Source organism: Solibacillus palustris (assembly GCF_022549215.1).
GTDB classification, from domain to species: Bacteria; Bacillota; Bacilli; order Bacillales_A; family Planococcaceae; genus Solibacillus; species Solibacillus daqui.
Window position 1 is genome coordinate 1,151,061 of record NZ_JAKZFC010000001.1, and the last position, 20,610, is coordinate 1,171,670.

The following is a 20,610-nucleotide window of genomic DNA, read 5'->3' on the forward strand; positions in this document are numbered from 1 at the left end:
ATGCAAATAAACAAGGGGGTTAATAAAATGACAAACTATCAAGCTGGAATTTATAAAGGTGCTAATTTAGTAGAAGTAGATGAGCGCCCAATGCCAAAAGTTGGTCCAAATGATGTCTTATTGCGTAATTTACGTGGAGGTATTTGCGGTACGGATATTAATATCGTGAAATACGGTTCTGAAATGGGCATTCGTTTTGAGCAGGAATTCGGCCATGAATTTGCGGGCATTATTGAAGCGAAAGGGGAAAATGTAGCAGATTTAGAAGTAGGGATGTTTGTTGCTGTTAACCCGATTACAGCAAAACGCGCGGGTCGTCGTTATTCTTTGGAAGCGGGCGGGTTTTCACAATATATTTTAATAGAAGATGCAAAAAAGCATCATAATTTATATCCGTTAAACGACGATGTATCACCTGAAGAGGGGGCATTAGTGGAGCCGATGAGTGTAGGCTGTCACGGTGCATTTTCTGTGAAGCCACAAACAGGTGAAAATATTGTTATTTTAGGTGCGGGTCCAATTGGTTTATCGGCTGCAGCGATGTTAATCGGTGAAGGTATTACAAATGTTGCAGTTGTAGATATGGTAGACTGGCGTTTAGAAAAGGCAAAAGAAATTGGCGCAACCGTTGTGGATACATCAAAGGTGTCGTTAGTAGAAGGTCTTTCTGACATTTTTGGGACAGTAAATGTATACGGTGTAGATGTACCAAATGTAGATGCTTTTGTTGATGCTGCAGGTGCGGCACCATTATTTACACAAGTGATGGAAATTGTTAAACCAAATGCACGAATTGCAGTTATTGCGGTGTATAAAAATGAAGTACCTTTAAGCTTAGCGCAAGTAATGAGTAAAGAGGTGCAAATTGTTGGGGCGTCAGGTTATACGAACGAGGATATTATAAAAGTAATTAATCACTTAAACAACAAGAAAACAAATATTGCAACAATGGTAACGCAAGTGTATCCGCTAAGCGAAATTCAAACAGCGTTTGATACAGCAATTGCTGGGAAGGATTCAATCAAAGTAATTGTTGATGTAACGAACTAATTAAGAAAGTAAGCGCCTGCTTCGTAATAGAAGCAGGCGCTTACTTTGTTATTCTACCGCATTTTCTAAAATCGAAAACGTCTTATTGTCACAATCAATTTCAGCAAGTACACCGTATGGCAAAATAAACTTCGGCTCTGTATGGCCGAAATTCATGTTATATAGTACTGGTAAATGTTCAAGGTTATATTCTTTTAGTACTTTTAAAATTTCGGTTTTATATTCTTCGTAATACTTCTCGTTTTGGGGTTTACCGAATATGATGCCGTTTGCTTGCTGTAAAATACCTTGTAAAGCATAGTTTCGTAGCCAGTAGCGTAAATTATTTGGCTTGGGCAGTTCTTCAGACGTTTCGAAAAAGAGAATGCTATCTTGCCAATGACCTTTGTTTGGCCAAAGTGAAGTGCCATTCACGAAATTTAACACTTCAATACAGCCACCGATTAAGCGTCCTTGTACTGTACCGAATCCTTGTAGTAACTCATAGCCTCTGTTATTATTGCGCATTGTACGGCGTGTATATTTGTTTGATTGACTCCAATCTAAAAATTCACTCGTCCATTTAGGAGCGGGTAAGATTTCACCAATTACCTCACTTGAAAACAATGTGCGCTCAATTGATTCAATTGTATAAGGGTCCATTTCAACATTTTCCGCAAAATCAGTTAAAATAGATGGTCCATAGAATGACGATATGCCTGCATTTAAGCAAAATAAGTGCGAAATTGTTGTATCAGAATACCCCATAAAAATCTTTGGATTGTCACGAATCACATCAAAATCTATATATGGTAGTAGCCGAACACTATCCTCACCACCGATATTTGCGATGATGGCTTTAATATTGGAATCCTGAAACGCCGCCATTAAATCTGCGGCGCGTGCTTCTGGATGCTCGTATAAATACTGTGCACCTTTCAAACTGTTTGGCATGGCAATAACGTTCAAGCCAAATACTTCCTCAAGCCTTCTTACCCCTTGTTCATAGCGCCAGCGTAAATCGATTTCACCTGCTCCACCCCATGAAGGGCTAATTGTGGCAACGGTATCACCACGCTTAAGTTTTGTTGGTTTCTTTAGCATCCTCATCACCTCATATGGATTAGTAAGTAAAAATATGTAAATGCTATTGTAGCGGATTCTGAGACAATTTGCTAGAGAAAATTGCATTACTTGTTTTTCTAACTTTTCTTTTCGCTTAAAGATACGGTATGATACAGGTTATACATAGTTTCAGCATGAAAGGACGATAACAATGGGGAGTGAATTTGATTTATTCGAACATACGAATGAGCAGGTAATGGTTTCGTCAGCACCAGTTGTTGAAGCGATGGCATTATTAATAGCTTATGAAGTATCCAATAAAGCAGCTATTTTTAAAGAATATCAACAGCTAATACAACTTGTTGAACAGCATCCATTTACGGCATTTTTGAAACCGATGCCGGTCAATCAACGTTATCAGTTATTGAACTATTTACTTCCAGTACCGCAACTCACATCAACACAATTATTTGCAAATAAATTGCGCGAATTGAAAAATGAATATGTACTGTACTATTTTTGGGATGAAGCTATTCCACTTAAAACAATTCAAGAACTGATAGAAAATCCTTCACAAATTACACAAATAGAGCGTACCTATTATTGGCAAGATGATGAAGCAATAGCTTTCGCTCAACTTTTATTAGAAAATGTTACAATTTTTAAGCAACAGTTAGCTGAATTATTGATGAAAATTGGAGACCATTCAGTCTTCTTAGCGTTATTAAATAAAAAAAAGGATTCGATAAATCAAGCAATCTCGACAGTTGAAAACTTAAAATTAGAACCGTTAGCACGTGCGCAATATGTTATGGGAAAAACGTTTAGACGTGTGCACGATTATAAACTGTATCATTTTATTCCGAGCTACTGCATGTCACCGTATCGTGTTCGCATTTTTAATGATGATGTGTGTTATATCATTTTCGGAACGACAACACCTGTTGAAGATAAGCGTGAAAAAAGTGAGCACCTAGCAAAGCAGCTAAAGGCAATCGGTGACCCTAATCGCTTGTTAATGTTAAATATGCTGGCATCAAATAAAGAATACGGGGCAAAGCTTGCAGAATATTTAGGGATTACAACAGCTACTGTATCGCACCATATTGAAATATTGAAAAAAGTTAATCTTATTACGGAAGAAAAAATCGGGACAATAAAATATTTTACTGCAAACAAAGAACAGCTAAACGAGCTACTTCAAGCAATGCAGCACTTTTTAAAAGCTTAATCGAGATGATTAAGCTTTTTCATTTTTCTAATAACTGTTGCAATTTATATATTAGATGACTATCATATTAGATATCAATCTAATATTGGGGGTCAATCAGATGAAGAGTGCAGTAATTGAAGTGGAAAATGTCCAAAGAACATATCAAATCAAATCTGGATTTTGGAAAAAGTCGACGAATCAGGTTGAAGCGGTAAAGGGGATTTCATTTGAAGTCAACAAAGGAGAAATTTTTGGGCTACTCGGTCCGAACGGTGCTGGAAAAACAACAACAATCAAAATGCTCACGACAATGCTTATTCCGAGTGCTGGTACTATCAAAATTTTTGGATTAGACCCGGTGAGTGAATATAAAGCGCTTCGACCACGTATTAATTTCATTTTAGGTGGAGAGCGTAATTTATATTGGCGCTTGTCAGCCTATGACAATTTAGCGTATTTCGCAGATTTATATAAAATTCCGCGAGCGGTACAACAAAACAAAATTCCAGAGTTACTAAGGCTTGTAGAGCTAGAAGAAGCTGCACATCGCAAAGTGGAAACATTTTCAAAAGGCATGAAGCAGCGTTTACAAATTGCACGTGGCTTATTAAATAATCCAGAAATCTTATTTTTAGATGAACCATCAATCGGTTTAGATCCGATAAGTGCGCGTAAATTACGTGATTTAATCAAAAATTTAAATGCACAAGGTACAACGATTGTATTAACAACGCACTACATGTTTGAGGCAGATGAACTTTGCGACCGTATTGCGTTTATAAACAATGGTGAAATTATTGCCATTGATACGCCGAAAAATTTGAAACAACATACGAATCAGCAATCGATTGTCGAATGTACAATTGTCGGTTCTCCTGAACAGGAGCTACGCGATTCATTAGCGGAAAAACAAATTAACGTAATGGAAATGCAGCCATTACAAAATGGTGTGAAGGTAAGAATAGCAACAGAGCAGCCTCAGCAAATTGTAATGGTGTTATATAGTTCGGCACAATTTCATGTTGTCGATTTAGCTATCACAAAGCCGACACTTGAAGATGCATATATTGCGATGATTGGAGGGAACTAATATGCACGCCTTTTTACATAGTATTGTACTGCAAATGAAGCTTTCAATGGCGCGCCCGATGTTTCAATTTACGATTTGGATATCGCCACTTTTTTATGCAACGATCACCTATTTTATTTATGGTAATCAATCACCTGAACGCATTTTCCAATATGTTGTATTAGGGGCGGGCTTTATGGGATTATGGACCTCGATTGTTTATTCTTCTGCAAGTGATATTAATAGGGAGCGCATGTATGGCACATTAGAAAATATATTTGTGGCGCCTGCATCATTCGCAGTAATTTTAATGGGAAAAATTGTTGGGAATACGATTTGGGGTTTTATTTCGATGGTGCTAGCATTTTTCTATTTAGCCGTTGTGTTTCAAATAAAAATGCCAGCTGTAAATATTGCATTTGTTGTGTTAGCACTACTCGTAGTGATGATGGCAATTTCAGTTTTTGCATTTGTCATGGCACTTATTTTTACATTATCTCAACAGGCTGAAGCGTTAATGAATTTTATTGAATACCCGATTTTTTTAATTTGTGGGTTTTTATTTCCAATCTCCATTTTACCGTTTTGGATACAGCCGATTTCTTATCTATTGCCGCCAACTTTTGCGATTGAGCTATTACGCGCTGTGACGAATGGAAATTCTACCATAAATGATATAACTGAGGCCTTTTTACACCTTGGTGCAGTGACGCTAGTTTACTTCATTATTGGGGTTGTTACGTATAAAGCAGTGGATCATAAAGCTAGAATTGATGGAAAGCTAGGTGTTTATTAATATGGAAAATTTACTAAGATTTACTCGGCATGCAAAGCTTTCTTACACAGCACTATTCGGTTTTTTAAATCCGAGAACCTATATACTCGTGATGCTATTAAACCCGTTAACGCAAATTTTGTTTTTCGGGATGCTTGTAAATTACGTGTATGAGGGAGAAGGGCTAGCTGGCTATATTGCTGCCAATGCACTGCTGTTATGTGTGATGAGCGCGGTATTTGGCATGATGTCTGTTGTAACATCTGATCGTGGAATGGGGACATTACCAATAGTAATGGCTTCACCTGCTTCTAAAAGTGTGCTATTTTTCGCAAGGTCCGTGCCGCATATTTTAAATGGTGTTTTCACAGCTTGCTTAGGACTTGGATTTGGGCTGTTATTATTTAATATTTCGATTCCTGTTTCAGCTGTATTACCACTAATCGTTGTTTGGTTTGTTTCGATTTTTTCTGCATGCTGTCTAGGTCTCATATTAGCATCATGCAGCTTTTGGACGCCCTCGATGCATTTGTTGTCAAATCTATTAGGCAGTGTCTTACTTCTATTAAGTGGGGCCAATTATTCGTTATCTGTCATGCCAAGCTGGTTAAGTGAGCTGGCAAAGTATTTTCCATTAACGCGTGGAGTAGAGTTAACAAAAGCACTTGTAACGGAAGGGCATGCGCCGCAATTTTTTCAACTCATGACACAGGAATTATTACTTGGTTGTCTCTATTTTATCATTAGCCTTGTTGCCATTCGATATGCTGAGTATTTGGCAAGGGTAAAGGGGACAATGGAGTTAAGTTAATAGCGATAAATGAAAAGACTTGCATCCGGTTATAGTACCGAATGTGGGTCTTATTTACTTTTTCAATACATGTCAGTGATAGAAATACGTTAATGGATATGCTTGTCATAATGTGAATATTCAAGGGAAAAGCGCGAGTCCACAAAGGATGTGTAAGTAGTAATAGTTTTAGATAACGATTTTATATTACGCGAATTTTTGTAGAAAAGTAATGGTGAAAACAAATGCATTTGAAGTAATTTTGTATATATAGTACCGTGTAAAAAATTTAGTTAGGTAAAATAATACTATTGGGTATAAAGGTTTAGCTCTAATTTGTTAGTTATTTATAAATTTTACTAAAGAAATGTGCATAAAGAATGATGTCGGTACAAAGTTGATATGATATATTGGGGAAATAATTAATATATTAGGAAAATATATGCGATTTTTTGTGATAGAGAGGGGTATCTTTATAATGAAACAATTTAGTTTCAAATCAGTTAGGGCAAAAATATTAAGTGCTTTTTTTGTAGTAATCATTTTCATTTTCGGGTTTAGTACATACAGTTATTTTGCAAATGCTCGAGTTATTACGACCGCTGAAAATATCATTGAAAAAGAGCTACAACTGTTAACAGCGAGTGAAAAATTGTCGTCATCGATAAGCAATCGTACATCAGCAGCGAAAAGCTATGTATTGTTAGGAAATTCTGGCGCTAAAGACTCGTTTGATGAGTATGTAAAAATTGCAGAAGAAAATGTTGCAATTATAAATGAATTGGAAAAAAATGAAAAGTTAACTAACCTTGTGGATAAGGCAAGAGAATGGCGAGAAAGTGTCAAAACTGAAGTATTTGATGTTTACGATCAGGGGAATAAGGAGCTTGCCATTCAAAATTTAGCAAAGACCGATTTACTCGCAAGGGAAGTAATGACCGGTTATGAGGAATTCGCAAATTCAAAAAAAGAGTCTATCAATAAACTTGGTAAAGAGATGGTTGAACAGTCGAAGGTAACAATGTACTTAGGTGCATCCATTGGCACGCTAATTATTATACTATCAGTTATCGTGGCCATCATTACAGCGCGCATTATTACTACACCGATTAAGGAAGTTGTAAAGAAAATTACAGCGATGGCAGACGGCGATATGAGCCTACCACCATTAAAACAAAAAACGCAAGATGAGATTGGATTACTTGTCCAATCAACGAACACAATGAATGGTAAGCTACATGACTTATTAAGCACAATTCATGGAGTTTCTGCAAATGTAGCGGCAAGTAGTGAGGAACTGGCACAATCAGCTGCTGGTGTAAAAGACGGCTCACAGCAAATTGCAATGACAATGACAGACTTGGCGGAAGGTTCCGAGTCGCAGGCTAGCAGTGCAAGTGATTTAGCCAATATGATGGAAAGCTTTAAAGTAAATGTGCAGCAAGCTACAGAACAAGGAACGACAATGGCCAATGGTTCTCAAACGGTATTACGATTAACAGAAACAGGTCAAGGGTTGATGAATGCCTCTACAGAGCAAATGTATACAATTGACCGCATCGTACAAGAAGCAGTATCAAAGGTAGAGGGATTAAATAGTCAATCACAAGAAATTTCAAAATTAGTAGAAGTAATTGACGGCATTGCAAATCAAACAAACTTACTCGCACTGAATGCGGCGATTGAAGCGGCAAGAGCGGGAGAACAGGGGAAAGGCTTTGCGGTAGTAGCAGATGAAGTACGTAAATTAGCAGAGCAAGTATCCCTTTCTGTCACAGATATTTCTTCGATTGTAACACGTATTCAAAGCGAAACAACGAATGTCACAATGTCTCTACAAACAGGCTATGACGAAGTGAAAAAAGGTACCGCACAAATAACTGAAACTGGTGAAACGTTTGGTACAATTTCGACAGCTGTGAATCGTATGTCGACGAATATTCAAAATATCACGGAAAATCTACAAGGAATTTCTGCGACGACAGAGCAAATTAACCACTCAATTGACGAAATTGCAGCAATTACCCAGGAATCGGCTGCCGGTGTAGAACAAACAACGGCTACGATTGATGAGACAGTAGGTACCATGGAAGAAATCGTTACTAGCTCGGAACGACTAGCTACAATGGCTGAAGACTTAAATACACAAATGCAACGATTTAAGCTATAAAAGTAAAGTAGTCTTCATATGTATGTGGATATGCATACTATGAAGGCTTTTTCTTTTGACGATTGTTGCTTAGATTCCATTGCGTAAAATTTTGATTTATTTGTAGAGTAGAATTATTTAAACACATCTTTTCTGAAAACGCTACAAATGTACAAGCAGAACAAAGTGTATTCGCCTCTTATCCAGAACTATGCAAATTTAGGTGATTTGGGATTTATTTAAAGATAAAACAAAAATTGAATTCTTATAATTATTCATATACAATAATATTTATAAACGGACGTAAGAGGGGATCAATTTTTGGAAGAAGTGTTTCAATGAGTTTATATTTTGGTTATGTTTTAATAGGGCTTGCAATTGCAATGCCTGTAGGGGCAATTACTGTTGAAATGACAAAACAAGGTTTAAAAAATGGTTTTATTTATGGATGGGCTGTTGGAATTGGAGGCATGACGATTGATGTGCTATTAATCGTTGCCTTGTACTTTGGGCTTGCGAAGTTTTTAGCTTTGCCGTATATTCAAATGCCGCTTTGGATTATAGGAGCACTCTTTTTATTTATGCTTGCTTATGATTCTATTAAAAATGCCGATAAGGACATTACACTAGCCGGTGAAAAAGTGGATAAATCTTTTTTTACGACGTATCGAAATGGTTTGTTAGTTGCTGTTTCTCCAGGGAATTTAGTGTTTTGGATTTCCGTTTTTGGAGCAGTACTGGCAGATTCCTATAATGTAAGTGGTACAAATCAGTTTATTATCGTAGCATTAGGGATATTATCGGGAATTCTATTACATGATATCGGCTTATTAACAATTGTTGCATTAACAAGAAAAGTAATGAATCGTCAAATGATTAAGTGGGCATCAATCATTGCTGGCGTGTTATTATTTGGATTTGGGTGTTATTTTATTTATGAATTTATTATTGATTTAAAAAGCTATCTTTAAAATTTAATTGTGTGACAATAAAAAACCTACATCCTTTGAATTATATTTTCAAAGTGTGTAGGTTCATTTTTTGATGCTTTATAATATGAATTTTAAAAATCTTTAGGTGAATATGTATTTTCTTGGGGAATAACAATATTTTTAACGCCAATTGGAGGTAATTCATTTTCTGCATGGGCAGAACTAGTAAATTGCAATAAAGATAAGCCTATTCCAAAAACAAATAGTAAGTTAAATAAAATTCTTTTTTTCTTCATTATAAATCCTCCCAGTAGCCGACAGTTTGATTTTTAGAGAAAGTCGCGCGTTCATAATAGTGTGTTGCTAACTTATACTTTTGCTGTTGTTTTAATATTTCAGCCACTTTAATACCATATTTATAGACATGGCGAGCATCTTTTATATTTTCAAAGTGACTTATAGCTTCATGAATAAACTTCAAATCATCAAGTTGAATAAATAATTGATAGTACAATTTGAAATGGTAATTGTAAGATCTGTATCGTTCACGATTTTCTACTAGCGATATCCCTTTATCAATCCACGTTTCCATAGTAACATAATTTTCTAATTTTGAATATATTTGTATAATAGAAAAAATCGTAATTAGTTGTTTTTCTAAAGTGACTTTCATTTCATAGCTTTTAAAATAATAATCAAGTGCCTCTTCTAAATTACCTAAGGAAGAATTCACAGATCCAAGGTTTTGATAAATCGCAGGAATGGTATTGTTGTATTGCAGGTTTTCAGCTAAATTAAGAGCCTTACTATAAATTTCCTGCGCTTTTTCTAAGCTTTTTAATTTTTGATGGGCTATACCTTCGATTAGTAGGCATTCGATAAGGCGAGAAAAATTAACTTTATTCATAAAATATTGAGTAGGGTAGGTTAAATATTCAATACACTGCAAATATTGATTGTTTGCTAACAATGCTAAAGACCTTATATAAGATAAGTCTGCTTTTTCAATTTCCCCAAAATGCTCAAAAGGTAGTTTTTGAGCTGCTCGATCAAAGGCATCACATGCACGGCTAAATTGATTGTTATTATAACAATGAATACCGAGGCACTTTTCAAACAGATAGCCCTGTTTGTGGTCGAAACTTTGGACATTACTTGAAAGCACAGCAATTTGTGAATCGATTTCATCACAATTTGTTCCTATATTAAGTAACAAATAAAGTTGCAGTATTTTAAAATCAAAAAATGTTTCTTTAGAAAAATAATTAGATCGTTTATCACTTAAATATGAAAGCATCTCTTTTGTATACGATGCAGAACGTTTTTGAATAACCTCCTTATAAATGGAGAAAAATTCTTCATGATATACATGATGATTTTCTATATCGGATTTCGTCAAATCCAGATTTAAATTAAGTCGATTAGCTAGCAATTGTAAGATTTCAGAATTTGGCGCAACTTGATTATTTTCTATTTTACTTAAATATGAAGCAGAACAAATTCCTTTTGCTAATACATTTTGTTTCTTACCTTGCTTAATTCGTTCTGATTTTATAAGTTTGCCTATCAAATTACTCTCTCCTAACGAAAAATTTCATGAAATATGAAATTTTATTCTCAATAGTTCTATTTAATTGTGCAATTTTATGAGGAATTTCCCAACTTAATTACGTTTATTACCATATAGATAGTGTATATAATATTAATATATTATAAGCCAATTGTAATGAAAAGTTGTTTTATTAATCACTTTACCATTTGTACTCTCTAGAAAACTGATCTTACTTGTTAATACATAATGTGCTAGTTTGAAGGTGATTTGATGAAGAAACATATTTATATTTTATTGGGATCCGCATCTGATCTTGGCGAAATGAATAATGCATAAGGGTTACTTGTAGTTTAGTCTATCTTGATTAATATGGTAACAATTAATATAGTTTGAAATAGTTTTGGGATTAATGAAGTAGTATTTTTTTAATTGGAAAAAGTGTACATACTGAGTTTACATGAGGCTAACAGGAGGCAAACATAATGACTTATTTAAAATTTGAGGTGATTGGCCATTTACAAGAACATTTTACAGACCGTGAAACGACGATTCTTCAAATGGCAATTTTAAATATAGCTGCGGTGACAAACGTTCTAATTTTTGAAACAGGGATAATGTTAAATCCACCTGATGAAGGGGCAATTGGAATTACACTTTCTTGTGAATGGGAAGTTGAAAGGGCAAAAGAAAAAGAATTTTGTGAAGCATTTATATGCAAAATAAATACTTTCTTTCAAATGTCAAATTTAAATTTACATATGGACCTTGTTAATAATAGATACATATCATAAATAGTAAAAATCAAATTTTAATTTTATCATTCACATATGATAAAATGTAAGTATTTGTCGAATAGCGCCCCCTGAAAAACAGGTGGGCGCTATTTGACGTTTACGTAAAATCAGTTAAAATTGAAACCCTAAATCTTCATGAAAGTAACTAAAAAGTCATGCTTTCAGCTTTGCATATAAAATTAACCCAGTCCAATTTATTAAATATGGAGGAGGAATAATTACGCAAAAGGTATAGAAATCCTAGAAGACAGGTTATTACTAGGCGTTTATGGTTCAATATGTGTTGGCCTATTTTGATAAATTTTAAAAGCTGTACCAATAAAATGTATAAAGCTTAAATATGCTTTACTTTTTAAATAAGCAAACAACAAAATCCTCTAAACCAAATTCATCGTGCGTTAAATTGTCGTAATGCATATCTCGTATTTCAATTTCTTCAAATCTTTTAAAAATTTTTTTTAATTTTTCCTTCGAGTAGCCAATACCACCATGTAAGCTTCGATCGATATAATATTGCTCATCTGCAAGAGCGGAGCCACCGTATTTACCATTTTCTTTAAAGGTACTAATTGAAAAATAGCCATCATGTTTTAAATGGTGATGAAGAAATTGTATGTAAGTAATTCTTCGGTGTGGTGGTAAGTGATGAAAACAGCCGGAATCATAAATGAAATCAAATGACTCATTTGGAAATTTTAAATTGAAAATATTTTCACAGTAAAATTCTATATCCACATTTTGCAAGCTAGCCTGTTGTGTCGCCCAATTTATAGCCTCCTGTGATAAATCAACTGCTGTTACCGAGAAGCCTTTTTTTGCTAAATAAATTGCATTTCGTCCATTGCCGCAGCCAATTTCAAGTACGCGACCACGTTGAATCATATTGTTTTTAACATACTTCTTTAAATGCTCGTCAACGCGGTTACAAAAAAATGGAATTTCCTTATCTTTACGATCCTTATAAAACGAATCCCAAAATTGTGTGGGCTCTCTTAATAAAGAGTCTAATAAGTCATATACATCCTGTTCATCCTTCACTAACATCGAATCCCTCCTTTAATAGTAAAAATTGTAATATAATATGAATTGAGGAATGTTACATATAGTTTATAAACATATTAAATCGATTGTTTTTTAGGTGTTAATACGCGGTGGAAATGCATTTTAACATGGTTAGTTTTATTGATTTGGAGTTTTTATCCATTAATTGAGGGAAAGTAAGTGAAATGATGACAAATTGACTGGGTGGAAATGGGAGATATTCACGGTACCTTATTAATATTGGAGTATGACATTTGTTACAAATATTACTATTAAGATAAATGAAAGGATGGTATTTTATGAAAATTCGTCAATTCAAAAACGAAGATATTCTTGAACTAACACAATTAATGACACAGCTCGGTTATCCTACGACCTCTTCGACACTGCAAAATCGTTTTGAAAAGCTAATAAATTCACCAAACTATCACATCTTTATTGCTGAGCTTGAAGGGGAAGTAGTTGGGTTTGCCGGATTTATGAAACAATGGGCATTTGAATTTGATGAGCCATATGTAAGGGTTTTAGCGTTAGTTGTAGATGAAAAGCATCGTCGAAAGAATATCGGGCAGTGCTTAATGCAGGAAGTAGATAATTGGGCAGGTAACAACGATTGTGTGGCAGTTACATTAAATAGTGGAAATCGAGAAGAACGTAAGGCAGCACATCAATTTTATGAGCGATTAGGATACGCTGCGAAAAGTACAGGATTTTTGAAAAAATTGAGGAGCTAAAGTATGAAATTTATCGAATTTGGCATCGGTAATAGATGGCTTTTACGAACAGAAACGGAATTAGCGGATGGCACAGAATACGAAGAGAAAGGTATTGTTGGTCCAATTCAATTTCAGTCTGCCTATATACGAGTTTGGATTTGGAGAACGGTGCTTATTATTGATTTAAAGGAAGGCATAAAGTTTAAAGAGAAGAATCGAAATGAATTTAAGTTGATTTTTGGTATTGTAAGTAATGATTAAAACGTCTTCGAAATTCCTATGAAGACGTTTTTTTATTACCTTATCACACATTATCTACACTAATAGAATACATGTTTCGAATTAAGAAGTACGAAGCTGTTGAAATAACCGCTAATATTAAAAAAATATAGTTCGTTCCAATAACAGAGGCAATGACACCTAAGAGTGGACTAATACAAACAACACTTCCTTGATTGATAATCATTCGAAAGCTCGCCATTTTACCATTAAAACCCGTAGCAGTATGCATTTGTTGAACTGCTTGAAAGTGGCTTCGAATCCATGTTGTTAACAAACCTATTAAAAATAAGCTAATACCAATAACAATATAACTTTTACTAAATACACAAAGTATCAAAGCTAGGCTAAGTAGCGAAAATGCAATGTGTGAGAGAATATTGTTTAATTTTGTTATGAATTTCTTTGAACATAATCCGATTGAGATGCCACCTATCGTTAATATTACTTGTAAATAGCCATAAACAGTCGCATTATTTGCAAACGTTTCATACGTATAGGCAGCTAAAAATCCTGTTGTGCAATGAGTAATAACTTGACCAGAGCCAAGTATAACGAAGAGTTTCCAAAATATCGGCTTAGATTTAATGTAACGAAAGCCATCTTTCAAATCTTGATGAATTGTAGTTTGAATCTGTGTTTTTGCTTGAACTGTATTAGGTAATGTGTAAGTAATTGCTAAAGTAATTGCTATGCAACAAAGCATGAGTAGTAAAATAGATATATTCGAGTAATCTATAAGTTGACTGGCGATAAATGTACCAACTACTCCGCCAAAAATTGAAATAGAGGCGGACTTTGTATATAGGTAAGGTAATTGGTCGTGTTCAAACAGCTGTGTCATATACACTTGTACGGATGGTCTAAAAATACTACCACCTAGTTGTAAAAGCATTTGTGATATATACAGCACATAAATTGTATCCATTTGAAAACTAAATAGCGTATTTAAAAGTGCGATTGCTATAACAATTATGGCAATTTGAATCATCTTTTTGCTATCTCGTCGATCGACAATCGCTCCAACATAAAGATTGGCAACTAGGCTTGGAACAAATCCTAAGCTAACGTAAAGCCCAGTTAAAAGCAAGCTTCCGGTCGTTGCAAAAATAGTCCAAGAGCTTAACACTAAAAATGCACCGCTTATTAAATCAAGCGAAAATTGAATATAAAATATTTTTTTAACATAGGGCATCCCATTCACCAGCCTTTTCTATATAATGAAACTATAAAGTAGACATAGGGAATTAAAAATGGACAATTACATTGAAAATGTCCCCTTTTAAATGGTGATGTAAATGATCAATTTATTGAAATTATGGGCTTTAAATTCAGAATCATTAGCAATTCATGACATAGCTGAGTGTTTACAATTAAGTGTGAAACAAGCGGCTCGTAATTTAAAAAAGTATGAGCACCAAGGTTGGCTAACATATATACCTGGTAAAGGGAGAGGCAACAAATCGAAAATTATTTGGCATAAAAATGTTGAAAAAATGATAGAGGTAAGTTTAAACGACCCTAAATTAACAAGTGCAATCTTAAAAAGCATAGATGTTGAACCTTTTCCTGAAGCACTCGTTACAACTATCTTTTCATCATTGTTTTTCGCGAAAAATCAATTGCCAAGCCAATTAACAATACCGATTTATAATGCACAACTTATCATAAATCCACTTACGGTCAATGATACAGAATCAGCTTGGATTGTCTATCATTTATTTAGCAGACTAGTTGATGAACATGGTGAAGGGGATTTGGCTTATCACTGGGAACAAAAACAAGGAAAATTTATTTTTTATATAAGGTCCAATCTATATTGGCATACAGGACAACCAATGAAGATGCAGCAAATTGTCAATTCGTTGTTAAAGTCCTTTAATCATGGAAGCTATATGCAATATCGAGCGAAATTAAAGGGCATTCACTATTCAAATCAATGTCTAATTATTGATTACAATGGCCCATTACAAGAGCTTTTGTTAGTACTTGCTCAATTCGAATTTTCGATACAATACGATGGAGTTTTTTCGGGTGCATTTGTAATAAAACAAACTGAGGTAAATCAATATGTATTAACTGCAAACCCAAATTATCATTTAGTAAAACCAATTATATGTAATGTTATGCTACAGACAATTCCTTCTCAAATGGCAAGGAAAATATCGTCATCGAATGTAGATGTATTGAATTGGATGGAGAAGCGAGAATATGGGGGGACTTTTTATCTTTATTATAAAAGTGAAGTTTCAAAACAGCACGAGCAGCATTTACAACAATTTTTCTTTCATTTTGCCAATGAGGTATCTATATTAGATGAATCAAAAATTGCCCTGCAAAGTAACACAAATGATATTGAAACTCCTTTAGCGTCATTAAAAGTAGGCTATATCGTTAATAAAGAAAAGTTTGTTGATCTATTAAGATTAATGGGTAGTCCACTTATACTAGTGGATCATTTAACAGTGAAGGATGCTCAAAATGCAGAGAAACTTGTAGATTATGATTGCTTAATTGTTCCAATATATCCGAACTTGTTGGAGTATTCTAGGGATAGCTTTGAAACGATTTTTACTAATAGATTTGCTTTATATGACTCTTATCGTAAAATGTATTATCCAAAAAATTTTATTCGAAAGGGGCATGATTTGTTCGGCTATCCGAATTTGAAGGAAAGCTATATAGTTGAAGAAATTACATAGAAGGAAATAAAGGGGCTGCGCGAAAAGTAAATACTTCACGCGCAGTGCTTCGTTCGTGTATTAATTATCCGCTGCAGGCGGTGCTTCTGCGGTGGTCGAAATAGGAACGAATGCTAAAATCGTCACATCGTGTGACAACGCATTCATGACCAGCTTCGTGCTGGCCTCCATCCTCGGCGCAAAGGAGGTGTCTCAGAATCACTTCTCGGACACCACCTTTGTTTAGAAGTGGTGAATGATAGGATTTTGGTAAATAGCCATTGCTAAGTTAGAGTTTTGGTAGTTGTAATTCATTCAACGCCTGCATAAAATTCGCTTTTGAAATCGGTCCTAGTGAATCGATATTTCCGTTGAAAAATTGATTTACCATATAGTTTTTCAGCGTCTCAATTTCAACAATTTCTGCTTGTATCAATAACTGCATATAAGCAATGAAAAAATGTGTCGACTTATTTCCTGAATGGTGTATGCGCATTATTTTGGCCCTGCAAAATCTTTAATGCGTGCTTCAATCGCATTGCGAACCTGTTGGAACACGAGCCACTTTTCTTCGTCTGTCCCTATAACTTTAGCAGGGTCATCAAAGCCCCAGTGTTCGCGGCGTATATGTGGTGGTGTCATCGGACATTTATCCGCTGCATCACCGCAAAGTGTTACGATAAGCGTTGAGTTATTTAAAATGGTTTCGTCAATGATATCTGAAGTGTGATTAGATATATCAACTCCGACTTCTGCCATCGCTTTGATTGCAGTTGGATTTAAGCCATGCGCTTCAATACCCGCGCTTTGTACTTTCCAATCAGGTAAATATTTTTTCGCAAAACCTTCTGCCATCTGTGAGCGACACGAATTGCCTGTACATAAAAAGTAAATCGTTTTCTTCATAATAAGCTCCTAATATAGTATTAGTGATACATATAGCCCGAGTAATGTAATGAATAAAATGGGAATCGTTAAGATGATTCCTGTTTTAAAGTAAGTGCCCCAAGAAATTTTGATGCCTTTTTCACTTAACACATAGAGCCAAACGAGTGTTGCAAGTGAGCCGATGGGTGTAATTTTTGGTCCCAAATCAGAGCCGATAACATTTGCGTAAATTAGTGCATCTTTTATTGCACCGTTCGTAGTAGTTTCGGCGATTGCTAACGCATTGATCATCACAGTTGGCATATTATTCATAATGCTCGATAAAAAGGCAGCTAAAAAGCCCATTCCGATTGTGGAAAATAATAATCCTTGATTGGCTGTCCATTCAATTAGTTTGGCTAAATAGTTTGTTAAGCCGGCGTTACCGAGGCCGTACACAACGACATACATACCGATTGAGAAAAAGACAATATTCCAAGGTGCGCCTATTATCACCTTTTTTGTATCTACCGCTGGACGATTTCGAGCAAGTAATAGTGTAATCACGGTAATAAATCCTGCAATGAAGGAAACCGGCACACCTAAGGATTCACTTGAAAAGTAACCAATAACAAGTAACAAAAGGATCGGCCAAGACCATTTGAACAGAAAAGGGTCTTTAATTGCGTGCTTTGGTTCTTTTAATAGCGCTTGTGAAAACTGCTTTGGTATGGATTTACGGAAATAAATCAGGAGTACTGAAATGGTGGCGATAATCGAGAATAGGTTTGGTATCACCATGCGTAGCGCATATTCAACAAAGCCGATTTCAAAATAGTCTGCAGAAACAATATTCACTAAATTACTAACGACAAAAGGCAAACTTGTCGTATCGGCAATAAAGCCACTGGCGATAACGAACGGGAAAATAATTTGCTCTTTAAATTGTAAATGGCGCACCATTGCAAGAACAATCGGCGTTAAAATAAGTGCAGCCCCATCATTGGCAAAAAGCGCGGCAACGATTGCTCCAAGTAAACTTATGTAAATAAAGAGCTTTAAGCCGCTACCTTTTGCGATTCTTGCCATATGTAGAGCAGCCCATTCAAATAAGCCGATCTCATCTAATATGAGTGAAATAATAATGATGGCGATAAACGATAGTGTTGCATTCCACGTAATATCAATAACGGTTGCAACATCTGACAAATTAACGACTCCACATAAAAGGGCAATGGTAGCCCCCGCCATCGCAGACCAACCGATATTTAGGTTCTTGGGTTGCCAAATAACAAAAATAAGTGTCACGATAAAAATAACAGCAGCTATGATGAACATGACGTACCCTCACAACGGCATGTTGTAGTCGGAAGTTCATTTAACACAACATTCACTACTTCGGGTAATTGCTCTGCTAAACGATAATATGTCCAAATGCCCTTTTTTCTTTCTAAAATAATGCCAGCTTCCTTTAACTTTTTAAGCTGTTGACTTACTGCTGGCTGTGAGATTTGAAGCACCTCAACCAAATCACAAACACAGACCTCGCCATTTTTCAAGCAAGAAAGTAGTGTTAATCGGTTTTTATCTGCTAATGCTTTCAACTGTTTTTCAAGTAAATGTACGTCCATTGCTTCCTCCTAAATAAGTAATTGCTTATATAAGGTAGCATAGCTTTTTATATAAGTAAATGCTTATATTGGTTATTAGAACCATTCGAGCGGATATTAGAAGAAAGGTCGGGGATATTAGAAGAAACTTGGATTATATTAGAACATTTCGAGCACTTATTAGAACAATTGACAAGGATATTAGAAACTCCATTTATTTGAAGCAGCTCAGCATTTTATGCCACATCATTTTTGTCGTAGTAGGACATAAGTATAGGCTAAGATTATTGAAATCACATGGTTATCCGCATCAAAATTGATTTATAATAAAAATATAACAATTTAGGAGGGTAAGTTATTATGAGGAAAATTACGCCATTTTTAATGTTCCAAGATGGAAAAGCAGAAGAGGCAATGAATTTTTATACATCCATTATTGAAGATTCAGCAATTACTCATATTATTCGATACGGAGCAAATGAAGCTGGCGGAGACGAAGGAACGGTGATGCAGGCTACTTTTAAATTAAAAGGGCAAGAATTTATGTGCATTGACAGTAATATTAAACATCAGTTTACTTTTACTCCTTCGTTCTCGATTTATATTACATGTGATTCCGAGGAGGAGCTGGACAATCTGTACGAGCAGCTAAGCGAAGGCGGCCAAGCACTCATGCCATTAAACAATTACGGCTTTAGTAAAAAATTCGGCTGGATAAATGACCGTTTTGGTGTTTCGTGGCAAATTAATCTTCCTTAAATCAAATTCATAAACCGCATTTTTTTTTGTGAAATATGCGGTTTATGCAAAATGACAGTTTACCCGAAAAGACTGAGGCGATATTTACACAAGAATACTGTCAGTACCTCGGAATTGTATGTTACTAAAAAATCTGGATATAATGCTTATTTATTTGAAATTCAAGCTCTATAATACTAGTATTTGATTCTGCATCGAGATTGTTTATTTCAATTGTAACCTTGTTCCACTCTTCTAAATAAGCACGCTTTACACACTTTTGAAACCCCCTGACCCCAGAATGCTTCTCAAAATAAAGAGGCTCTTCATGAGATAAATTATAAATGCTTTCATCAATTTTCCATTGCCCGAATTGAATAATAATATTTCAATCAAATTTATTTTGTGTATTAAAACCAAAAAACATTTCTTCTGCTACTTCGTTAAAGGTAACGCCCATTATTTTTAAATAAAAATCGTTATCATTCATCAGTAATAATTGAATGCCTACATGATCTTTTTCTTCTCCAACAAATTTTTGCCACTGTTCTTGAGTCCATGTATCCATTTTAGTTGTATCAAATGCTTTCATCGGTAAGGCTACTTTAATAATTTCTTTTGTCATTTTCTAAACTCCTTTTACGCTCATTAATAGTAGTTGTCATGAATCAAATGGTTTTGGTTAATTGCACCAAAATATTCTAAAGGTATTATGGAAGAATTTACATAATAAGAAATGGATTATGTTACGCTATGAATAAAATTATTTGATTGTTTTTTGCAACTTTTTGGAGCGTTTATTCGAGGATAAGGTGAAAGGTGGGAAGTAATGGAACTGGAACGACTTTACTCGACCTATGTAAATGATATTTATCGCTACTTATTTTCACTTTGTCGACACCCCGAGACAGCTGAAGATTTGTTACAAGATACGTTTTATAAAGTGCATGTGACATTGCTTGCTCAACCCATTTACGAACTAAAACCCTGGCTTTTTAAAGTGGCCTATTATTCATACATTGACCATTGCCGCAAAGAAAAGCGGAGTGAGTCGTATGAGCTTTTGGAGCTGGTTGACTATACAACACCGGAAATGATTTTTATACAGAAAGATAGTTTTACAACGCTGTTAAATTTATTGGATCAATTAAATTCACTTGAAAAGCAGGCCATTTTATTATGCGATATTCAAAATTGTACAAATGAACAGGCAGCACAAATATTGGATTTAAAGCTAAACACATTGAAAAGCCATTTGCTAAGAGGGCGTAAAAAAATGAGAAGTTTAATTGAAAAAGGAGGTTTGTAGG

General features: G+C 35.0%; 23 protein-coding genes. 13 read left to right on the forward strand and 10 right to left on the reverse strand.

From position 1 onward, the window contains the following. The first annotated feature begins 27 nt into the window (after nucleotides 1–27). On the forward strand, nucleotides 28–1,050 hold the full coding sequence (locus LZ480_RS05425; protein ID WP_241368357.1) for a zinc-dependent alcohol dehydrogenase: 1,023 nt from the start codon (nucleotides 28–30) through the stop codon (nucleotides 1,048–1,050). Between the two features lie 48 nt (nucleotides 1,051–1,098). On the opposite strand, the gene LZ480_RS05430 is transcribed toward LZ480_RS05425, so the two are convergent. After that, nucleotides 1,099–2,133 (reverse strand): S66 family peptidase, encoded by a 1,035-nt coding sequence (locus tag LZ480_RS05430; RefSeq protein ID WP_241368358.1) that lies wholly within the window; start codon nucleotides 2,131–2,133, stop codon nucleotides 1,099–1,101. Nucleotides 2,134–2,305: 172 nt separating this feature from the next. On the opposite strand from LZ480_RS05430, the gene LZ480_RS05435 reads away from it, so the two are divergent. The 6 genes from LZ480_RS05435 (at nucleotide 2,306) to LZ480_RS05460 (ending at nucleotide 9,061) form a co-directional block, all read left to right on the forward strand. Beyond that, nucleotides 2,306–3,325 carry an ArsR/SmtB family transcription factor gene (locus LZ480_RS05435; protein ID WP_241368359.1) on the forward strand — a complete coding sequence of 340 codons (1,020 nt, stop codon included), beginning with the start codon at nucleotides 2,306–2,308 and terminating at the stop codon, nucleotides 3,323–3,325. A gap of 100 nt (nucleotides 3,326–3,425) precedes the next feature. Then, complete coding sequence (locus tag LZ480_RS05440; RefSeq protein WP_241368360.1) at nucleotides 3,426–4,397, forward strand: ABC transporter ATP-binding protein; 972 nt, start codon at nucleotides 3,426–3,428, stop codon at nucleotides 4,395–4,397. A 1-nt stretch (nucleotide 4,398) separates the two neighbouring features. After that, nucleotides 4,399–5,172, forward strand: a complete 774-nt coding sequence (locus LZ480_RS05445) for an ABC transporter permease (protein WP_241368361.1) — start codon at nucleotides 4,399–4,401, stop codon at nucleotides 5,170–5,172. Nucleotide 5,173: 1 nt separating this feature from the next. Beyond that, complete coding sequence (locus LZ480_RS05450) at nucleotides 5,174–5,962, forward strand: ABC transporter permease (protein WP_241368362.1); 789 nt, start codon at nucleotides 5,174–5,176, stop codon at nucleotides 5,960–5,962. 457 nt (nucleotides 5,963–6,419) lie between these two features. Next, nucleotides 6,420–8,111, forward strand: a complete 1,692-nt coding sequence (locus LZ480_RS05455; protein WP_241368363.1) for a methyl-accepting chemotaxis protein — start codon at nucleotides 6,420–6,422, stop codon at nucleotides 8,109–8,111. A gap of 317 nt (nucleotides 8,112–8,428) precedes the next feature. Beyond that, complete coding sequence (locus LZ480_RS05460; RefSeq protein ID WP_241368364.1) at nucleotides 8,429–9,061, forward strand: LysE family transporter; 633 nt, start codon at nucleotides 8,429–8,431, stop codon at nucleotides 9,059–9,061. Between the two features lie 92 nt (nucleotides 9,062–9,153). On the opposite strand, the gene LZ480_RS05465 is transcribed toward LZ480_RS05460, so the two are convergent. Further along, nucleotides 9,154–9,318, reverse strand: coding sequence for a hypothetical protein (locus tag LZ480_RS05465; RefSeq protein ID WP_241368365.1), 165 nt, complete (start codon nucleotides 9,316–9,318; stop codon nucleotides 9,154–9,156). Then, nucleotides 9,318–10,592 (reverse strand): helix-turn-helix domain-containing protein, encoded by a 1,275-nt coding sequence (locus LZ480_RS05470; protein ID WP_241368366.1) that lies wholly within the window; start codon nucleotides 10,590–10,592, stop codon nucleotides 9,318–9,320. The genes LZ480_RS05465 and LZ480_RS05470 overlap by 1 nt, the downstream gene beginning before the upstream one ends. A gap of 464 nt (nucleotides 10,593–11,056) precedes the next feature. Between LZ480_RS05470 and LZ480_RS05475 the strand changes: the two genes are divergently transcribed. Beyond that, complete coding sequence (locus tag LZ480_RS05475; protein WP_241368367.1) at nucleotides 11,057–11,365, forward strand: hypothetical protein; 309 nt, start codon at nucleotides 11,057–11,059, stop codon at nucleotides 11,363–11,365. A 348-nt stretch (nucleotides 11,366–11,713) separates the two neighbouring features. Here LZ480_RS05475 and LZ480_RS05480 read toward each other — a convergent pair whose 3' ends face one another. After that, nucleotides 11,714–12,412, reverse strand: coding sequence for a class I SAM-dependent methyltransferase (locus LZ480_RS05480; protein WP_241368368.1), 699 nt, complete (start codon nucleotides 12,410–12,412; stop codon nucleotides 11,714–11,716). 296 nt (nucleotides 12,413–12,708) lie between these two features. Between LZ480_RS05480 and LZ480_RS05485 the strand changes: the two genes are divergently transcribed. Together LZ480_RS05485 and LZ480_RS05490 are read left to right on the forward strand one after the other, a co-directional pair. Continuing rightward, nucleotides 12,709–13,143, forward strand: a complete 435-nt coding sequence (locus LZ480_RS05485; RefSeq protein ID WP_241368369.1) for a GNAT family N-acetyltransferase — start codon at nucleotides 12,709–12,711, stop codon at nucleotides 13,141–13,143. Between the two features lie 3 nt (nucleotides 13,144–13,146). Then, nucleotides 13,147–13,386 (forward strand): DUF3977 family protein, encoded by a 240-nt coding sequence (locus tag LZ480_RS05490; RefSeq protein WP_241368370.1) that lies wholly within the window; start codon nucleotides 13,147–13,149, stop codon nucleotides 13,384–13,386. A gap of 43 nt (nucleotides 13,387–13,429) precedes the next feature. Here the strand turns inward: LZ480_RS05490 and LZ480_RS05495 are convergent, their stop codons facing one another. Then, nucleotides 13,430–14,599 (reverse strand): MFS transporter, encoded by a 1,170-nt coding sequence (locus tag LZ480_RS05495; protein ID WP_241368371.1) that lies wholly within the window; start codon nucleotides 14,597–14,599, stop codon nucleotides 13,430–13,432. A gap of 103 nt (nucleotides 14,600–14,702) precedes the next feature. On the opposite strand from LZ480_RS05495, the gene LZ480_RS05500 reads away from it, so the two are divergent. After that, entirely contained in the window at nucleotides 14,703–16,106 is a 1,404-nt protein-coding gene (locus LZ480_RS05500; protein WP_241368372.1) for an SgrR family transcriptional regulator, read from the forward strand. Between the two features lie 268 nt (nucleotides 16,107–16,374). Here the strand turns inward: LZ480_RS05500 and LZ480_RS05505 are convergent, their stop codons facing one another. From LZ480_RS05505 to LZ480_RS05520, 4 genes are read right to left on the reverse strand one after another with little or no spacing between them, the layout of a single operon-like run. Further along, nucleotides 16,375–16,581, reverse strand: coding sequence for a hypothetical protein (locus LZ480_RS05505; protein ID WP_241368373.1), 207 nt, complete (start codon nucleotides 16,579–16,581; stop codon nucleotides 16,375–16,377). Beyond that, complete coding sequence (gene arsC, locus LZ480_RS05510; RefSeq protein ID WP_241368665.1) at nucleotides 16,581–16,994, reverse strand: arsenate reductase (thioredoxin); 414 nt, start codon at nucleotides 16,992–16,994, stop codon at nucleotides 16,581–16,583. The genes LZ480_RS05505 and arsC overlap by 1 nt, the downstream gene beginning before the upstream one ends. A 6-nt stretch (nucleotides 16,995–17,000) precedes the next feature. Next, the gene (locus LZ480_RS05515; RefSeq protein ID WP_241368374.1) at nucleotides 17,001–18,290 is read right to left on the reverse strand and encodes an arsenic transporter; all 1,290 of its coding nucleotides are present in this window, start codon (nucleotides 18,288–18,290) and stop codon (nucleotides 17,001–17,003) included. Further along, complete coding sequence (locus tag LZ480_RS05520; RefSeq protein ID WP_241368375.1) at nucleotides 18,278–18,583, reverse strand: ArsR/SmtB family transcription factor; 306 nt, start codon at nucleotides 18,581–18,583, stop codon at nucleotides 18,278–18,280. Before LZ480_RS05520 ends, LZ480_RS05515 begins: the two co-directional genes overlap by 13 nt. A gap of 339 nt (nucleotides 18,584–18,922) precedes the next feature. On the opposite strand from LZ480_RS05520, the gene LZ480_RS05525 reads away from it, so the two are divergent. Beyond that, a complete protein-coding gene (locus LZ480_RS05525; RefSeq protein ID WP_241368376.1) occupies nucleotides 18,923–19,321 on the forward strand; it encodes a VOC family protein in 399 nt (132 codons plus the stop codon). 367 nt (nucleotides 19,322–19,688) lie between these two features. Here the strand turns inward: LZ480_RS05525 and LZ480_RS05530 are convergent, their stop codons facing one another. Continuing rightward, nucleotides 19,689–19,925, reverse strand: a complete 237-nt coding sequence (locus tag LZ480_RS05530) for a hypothetical protein (protein WP_241368377.1) — start codon at nucleotides 19,923–19,925, stop codon at nucleotides 19,689–19,691. A 204-nt stretch (nucleotides 19,926–20,129) separates the two neighbouring features. On the opposite strand from LZ480_RS05530, the gene LZ480_RS05535 reads away from it, so the two are divergent. Continuing rightward, nucleotides 20,130–20,609, forward strand: coding sequence for a sigma-70 family RNA polymerase sigma factor (locus LZ480_RS05535; RefSeq protein ID WP_241368378.1), 480 nt, complete (start codon nucleotides 20,130–20,132; stop codon nucleotides 20,607–20,609). Nucleotide 20,610 lies beyond the last annotated feature (1 nt).

What these genes read in the sequence shown, in the direction of transcription:
- LZ480_RS05425 (WP_241368357.1), top strand. Translation starts at nt 28, where the DNA reads ATGACAAACTATCAAGCTGGAATTTATAAAGGTGCTAATTTAGTAGAA.
- LZ480_RS05430 (WP_241368358.1), bottom strand. Translation starts at nt 2,133, where the DNA reads ATGCTAAAGAAACCAACAAAACTTAAGCGTGGTGATACCGTTGCCACA.
- LZ480_RS05435 (WP_241368359.1), top strand. Translation starts at nt 2,306, where the DNA reads ATGGGGAGTGAATTTGATTTATTCGAACATACGAATGAGCAGGTAATG.
- LZ480_RS05440 (WP_241368360.1), top strand. Translation starts at nt 3,426, where the DNA reads ATGAAGAGTGCAGTAATTGAAGTGGAAAATGTCCAAAGAACATATCAA.
- LZ480_RS05445 (WP_241368361.1), top strand. Translation starts at nt 4,399, where the DNA reads ATGCACGCCTTTTTACATAGTATTGTACTGCAAATGAAGCTTTCAATG.
- LZ480_RS05450 (WP_241368362.1), top strand. Translation starts at nt 5,174, where the DNA reads ATGGAAAATTTACTAAGATTTACTCGGCATGCAAAGCTTTCTTACACA.
- LZ480_RS05455 (WP_241368363.1), top strand. Translation starts at nt 6,420, where the DNA reads ATGAAACAATTTAGTTTCAAATCAGTTAGGGCAAAAATATTAAGTGCT.
- LZ480_RS05460 (WP_241368364.1), top strand. Translation starts at nt 8,429, where the DNA reads ATGAGTTTATATTTTGGTTATGTTTTAATAGGGCTTGCAATTGCAATG.
- LZ480_RS05465 (WP_241368365.1), bottom strand. Translation starts at nt 9,318, where the DNA reads ATGAAGAAAAAAAGAATTTTATTTAACTTACTATTTGTTTTTGGAATA.
- LZ480_RS05475 (WP_241368367.1), top strand. Translation starts at nt 11,057, where the DNA reads ATGACTTATTTAAAATTTGAGGTGATTGGCCATTTACAAGAACATTTT.
- LZ480_RS05480 (WP_241368368.1), bottom strand. Translation starts at nt 12,412, where the DNA reads ATGTTAGTGAAGGATGAACAGGATGTATATGACTTATTAGACTCTTTA.
- LZ480_RS05485 (WP_241368369.1), top strand. Translation starts at nt 12,709, where the DNA reads ATGAAAATTCGTCAATTCAAAAACGAAGATATTCTTGAACTAACACAA.
- LZ480_RS05490 (WP_241368370.1), top strand. Translation starts at nt 13,147, where the DNA reads ATGAAATTTATCGAATTTGGCATCGGTAATAGATGGCTTTTACGAACA.
- LZ480_RS05495 (WP_241368371.1), bottom strand. Translation starts at nt 14,599, where the DNA reads ATGCCCTATGTTAAAAAAATATTTTATATTCAATTTTCGCTTGATTTA.
- LZ480_RS05500 (WP_241368372.1), top strand. Translation starts at nt 14,703, where the DNA reads ATGATCAATTTATTGAAATTATGGGCTTTAAATTCAGAATCATTAGCA.
- LZ480_RS05505 (WP_241368373.1), bottom strand. Translation starts at nt 16,581, where the DNA reads ATGCGCATACACCATTCAGGAAATAAGTCGACACATTTTTTCATTGCT.
- LZ480_RS05515 (WP_241368374.1), bottom strand. Translation starts at nt 18,290, where the DNA reads ATGTTCATCATAGCTGCTGTTATTTTTATCGTGACACTTATTTTTGTT.
- LZ480_RS05520 (WP_241368375.1), bottom strand. Translation starts at nt 18,583, where the DNA reads ATGGACGTACATTTACTTGAAAAACAGTTGAAAGCATTAGCAGATAAA.
- LZ480_RS05525 (WP_241368376.1), top strand. Translation starts at nt 18,923, where the DNA reads ATGAGGAAAATTACGCCATTTTTAATGTTCCAAGATGGAAAAGCAGAA.
- LZ480_RS05530 (WP_241368377.1), bottom strand. Translation starts at nt 19,925, where the DNA reads ATGACAAAAGAAATTATTAAAGTAGCCTTACCGATGAAAGCATTTGAT.
- LZ480_RS05535 (WP_241368378.1), top strand. Translation starts at nt 20,130, where the DNA reads ATGGAACTGGAACGACTTTACTCGACCTATGTAAATGATATTTATCGC.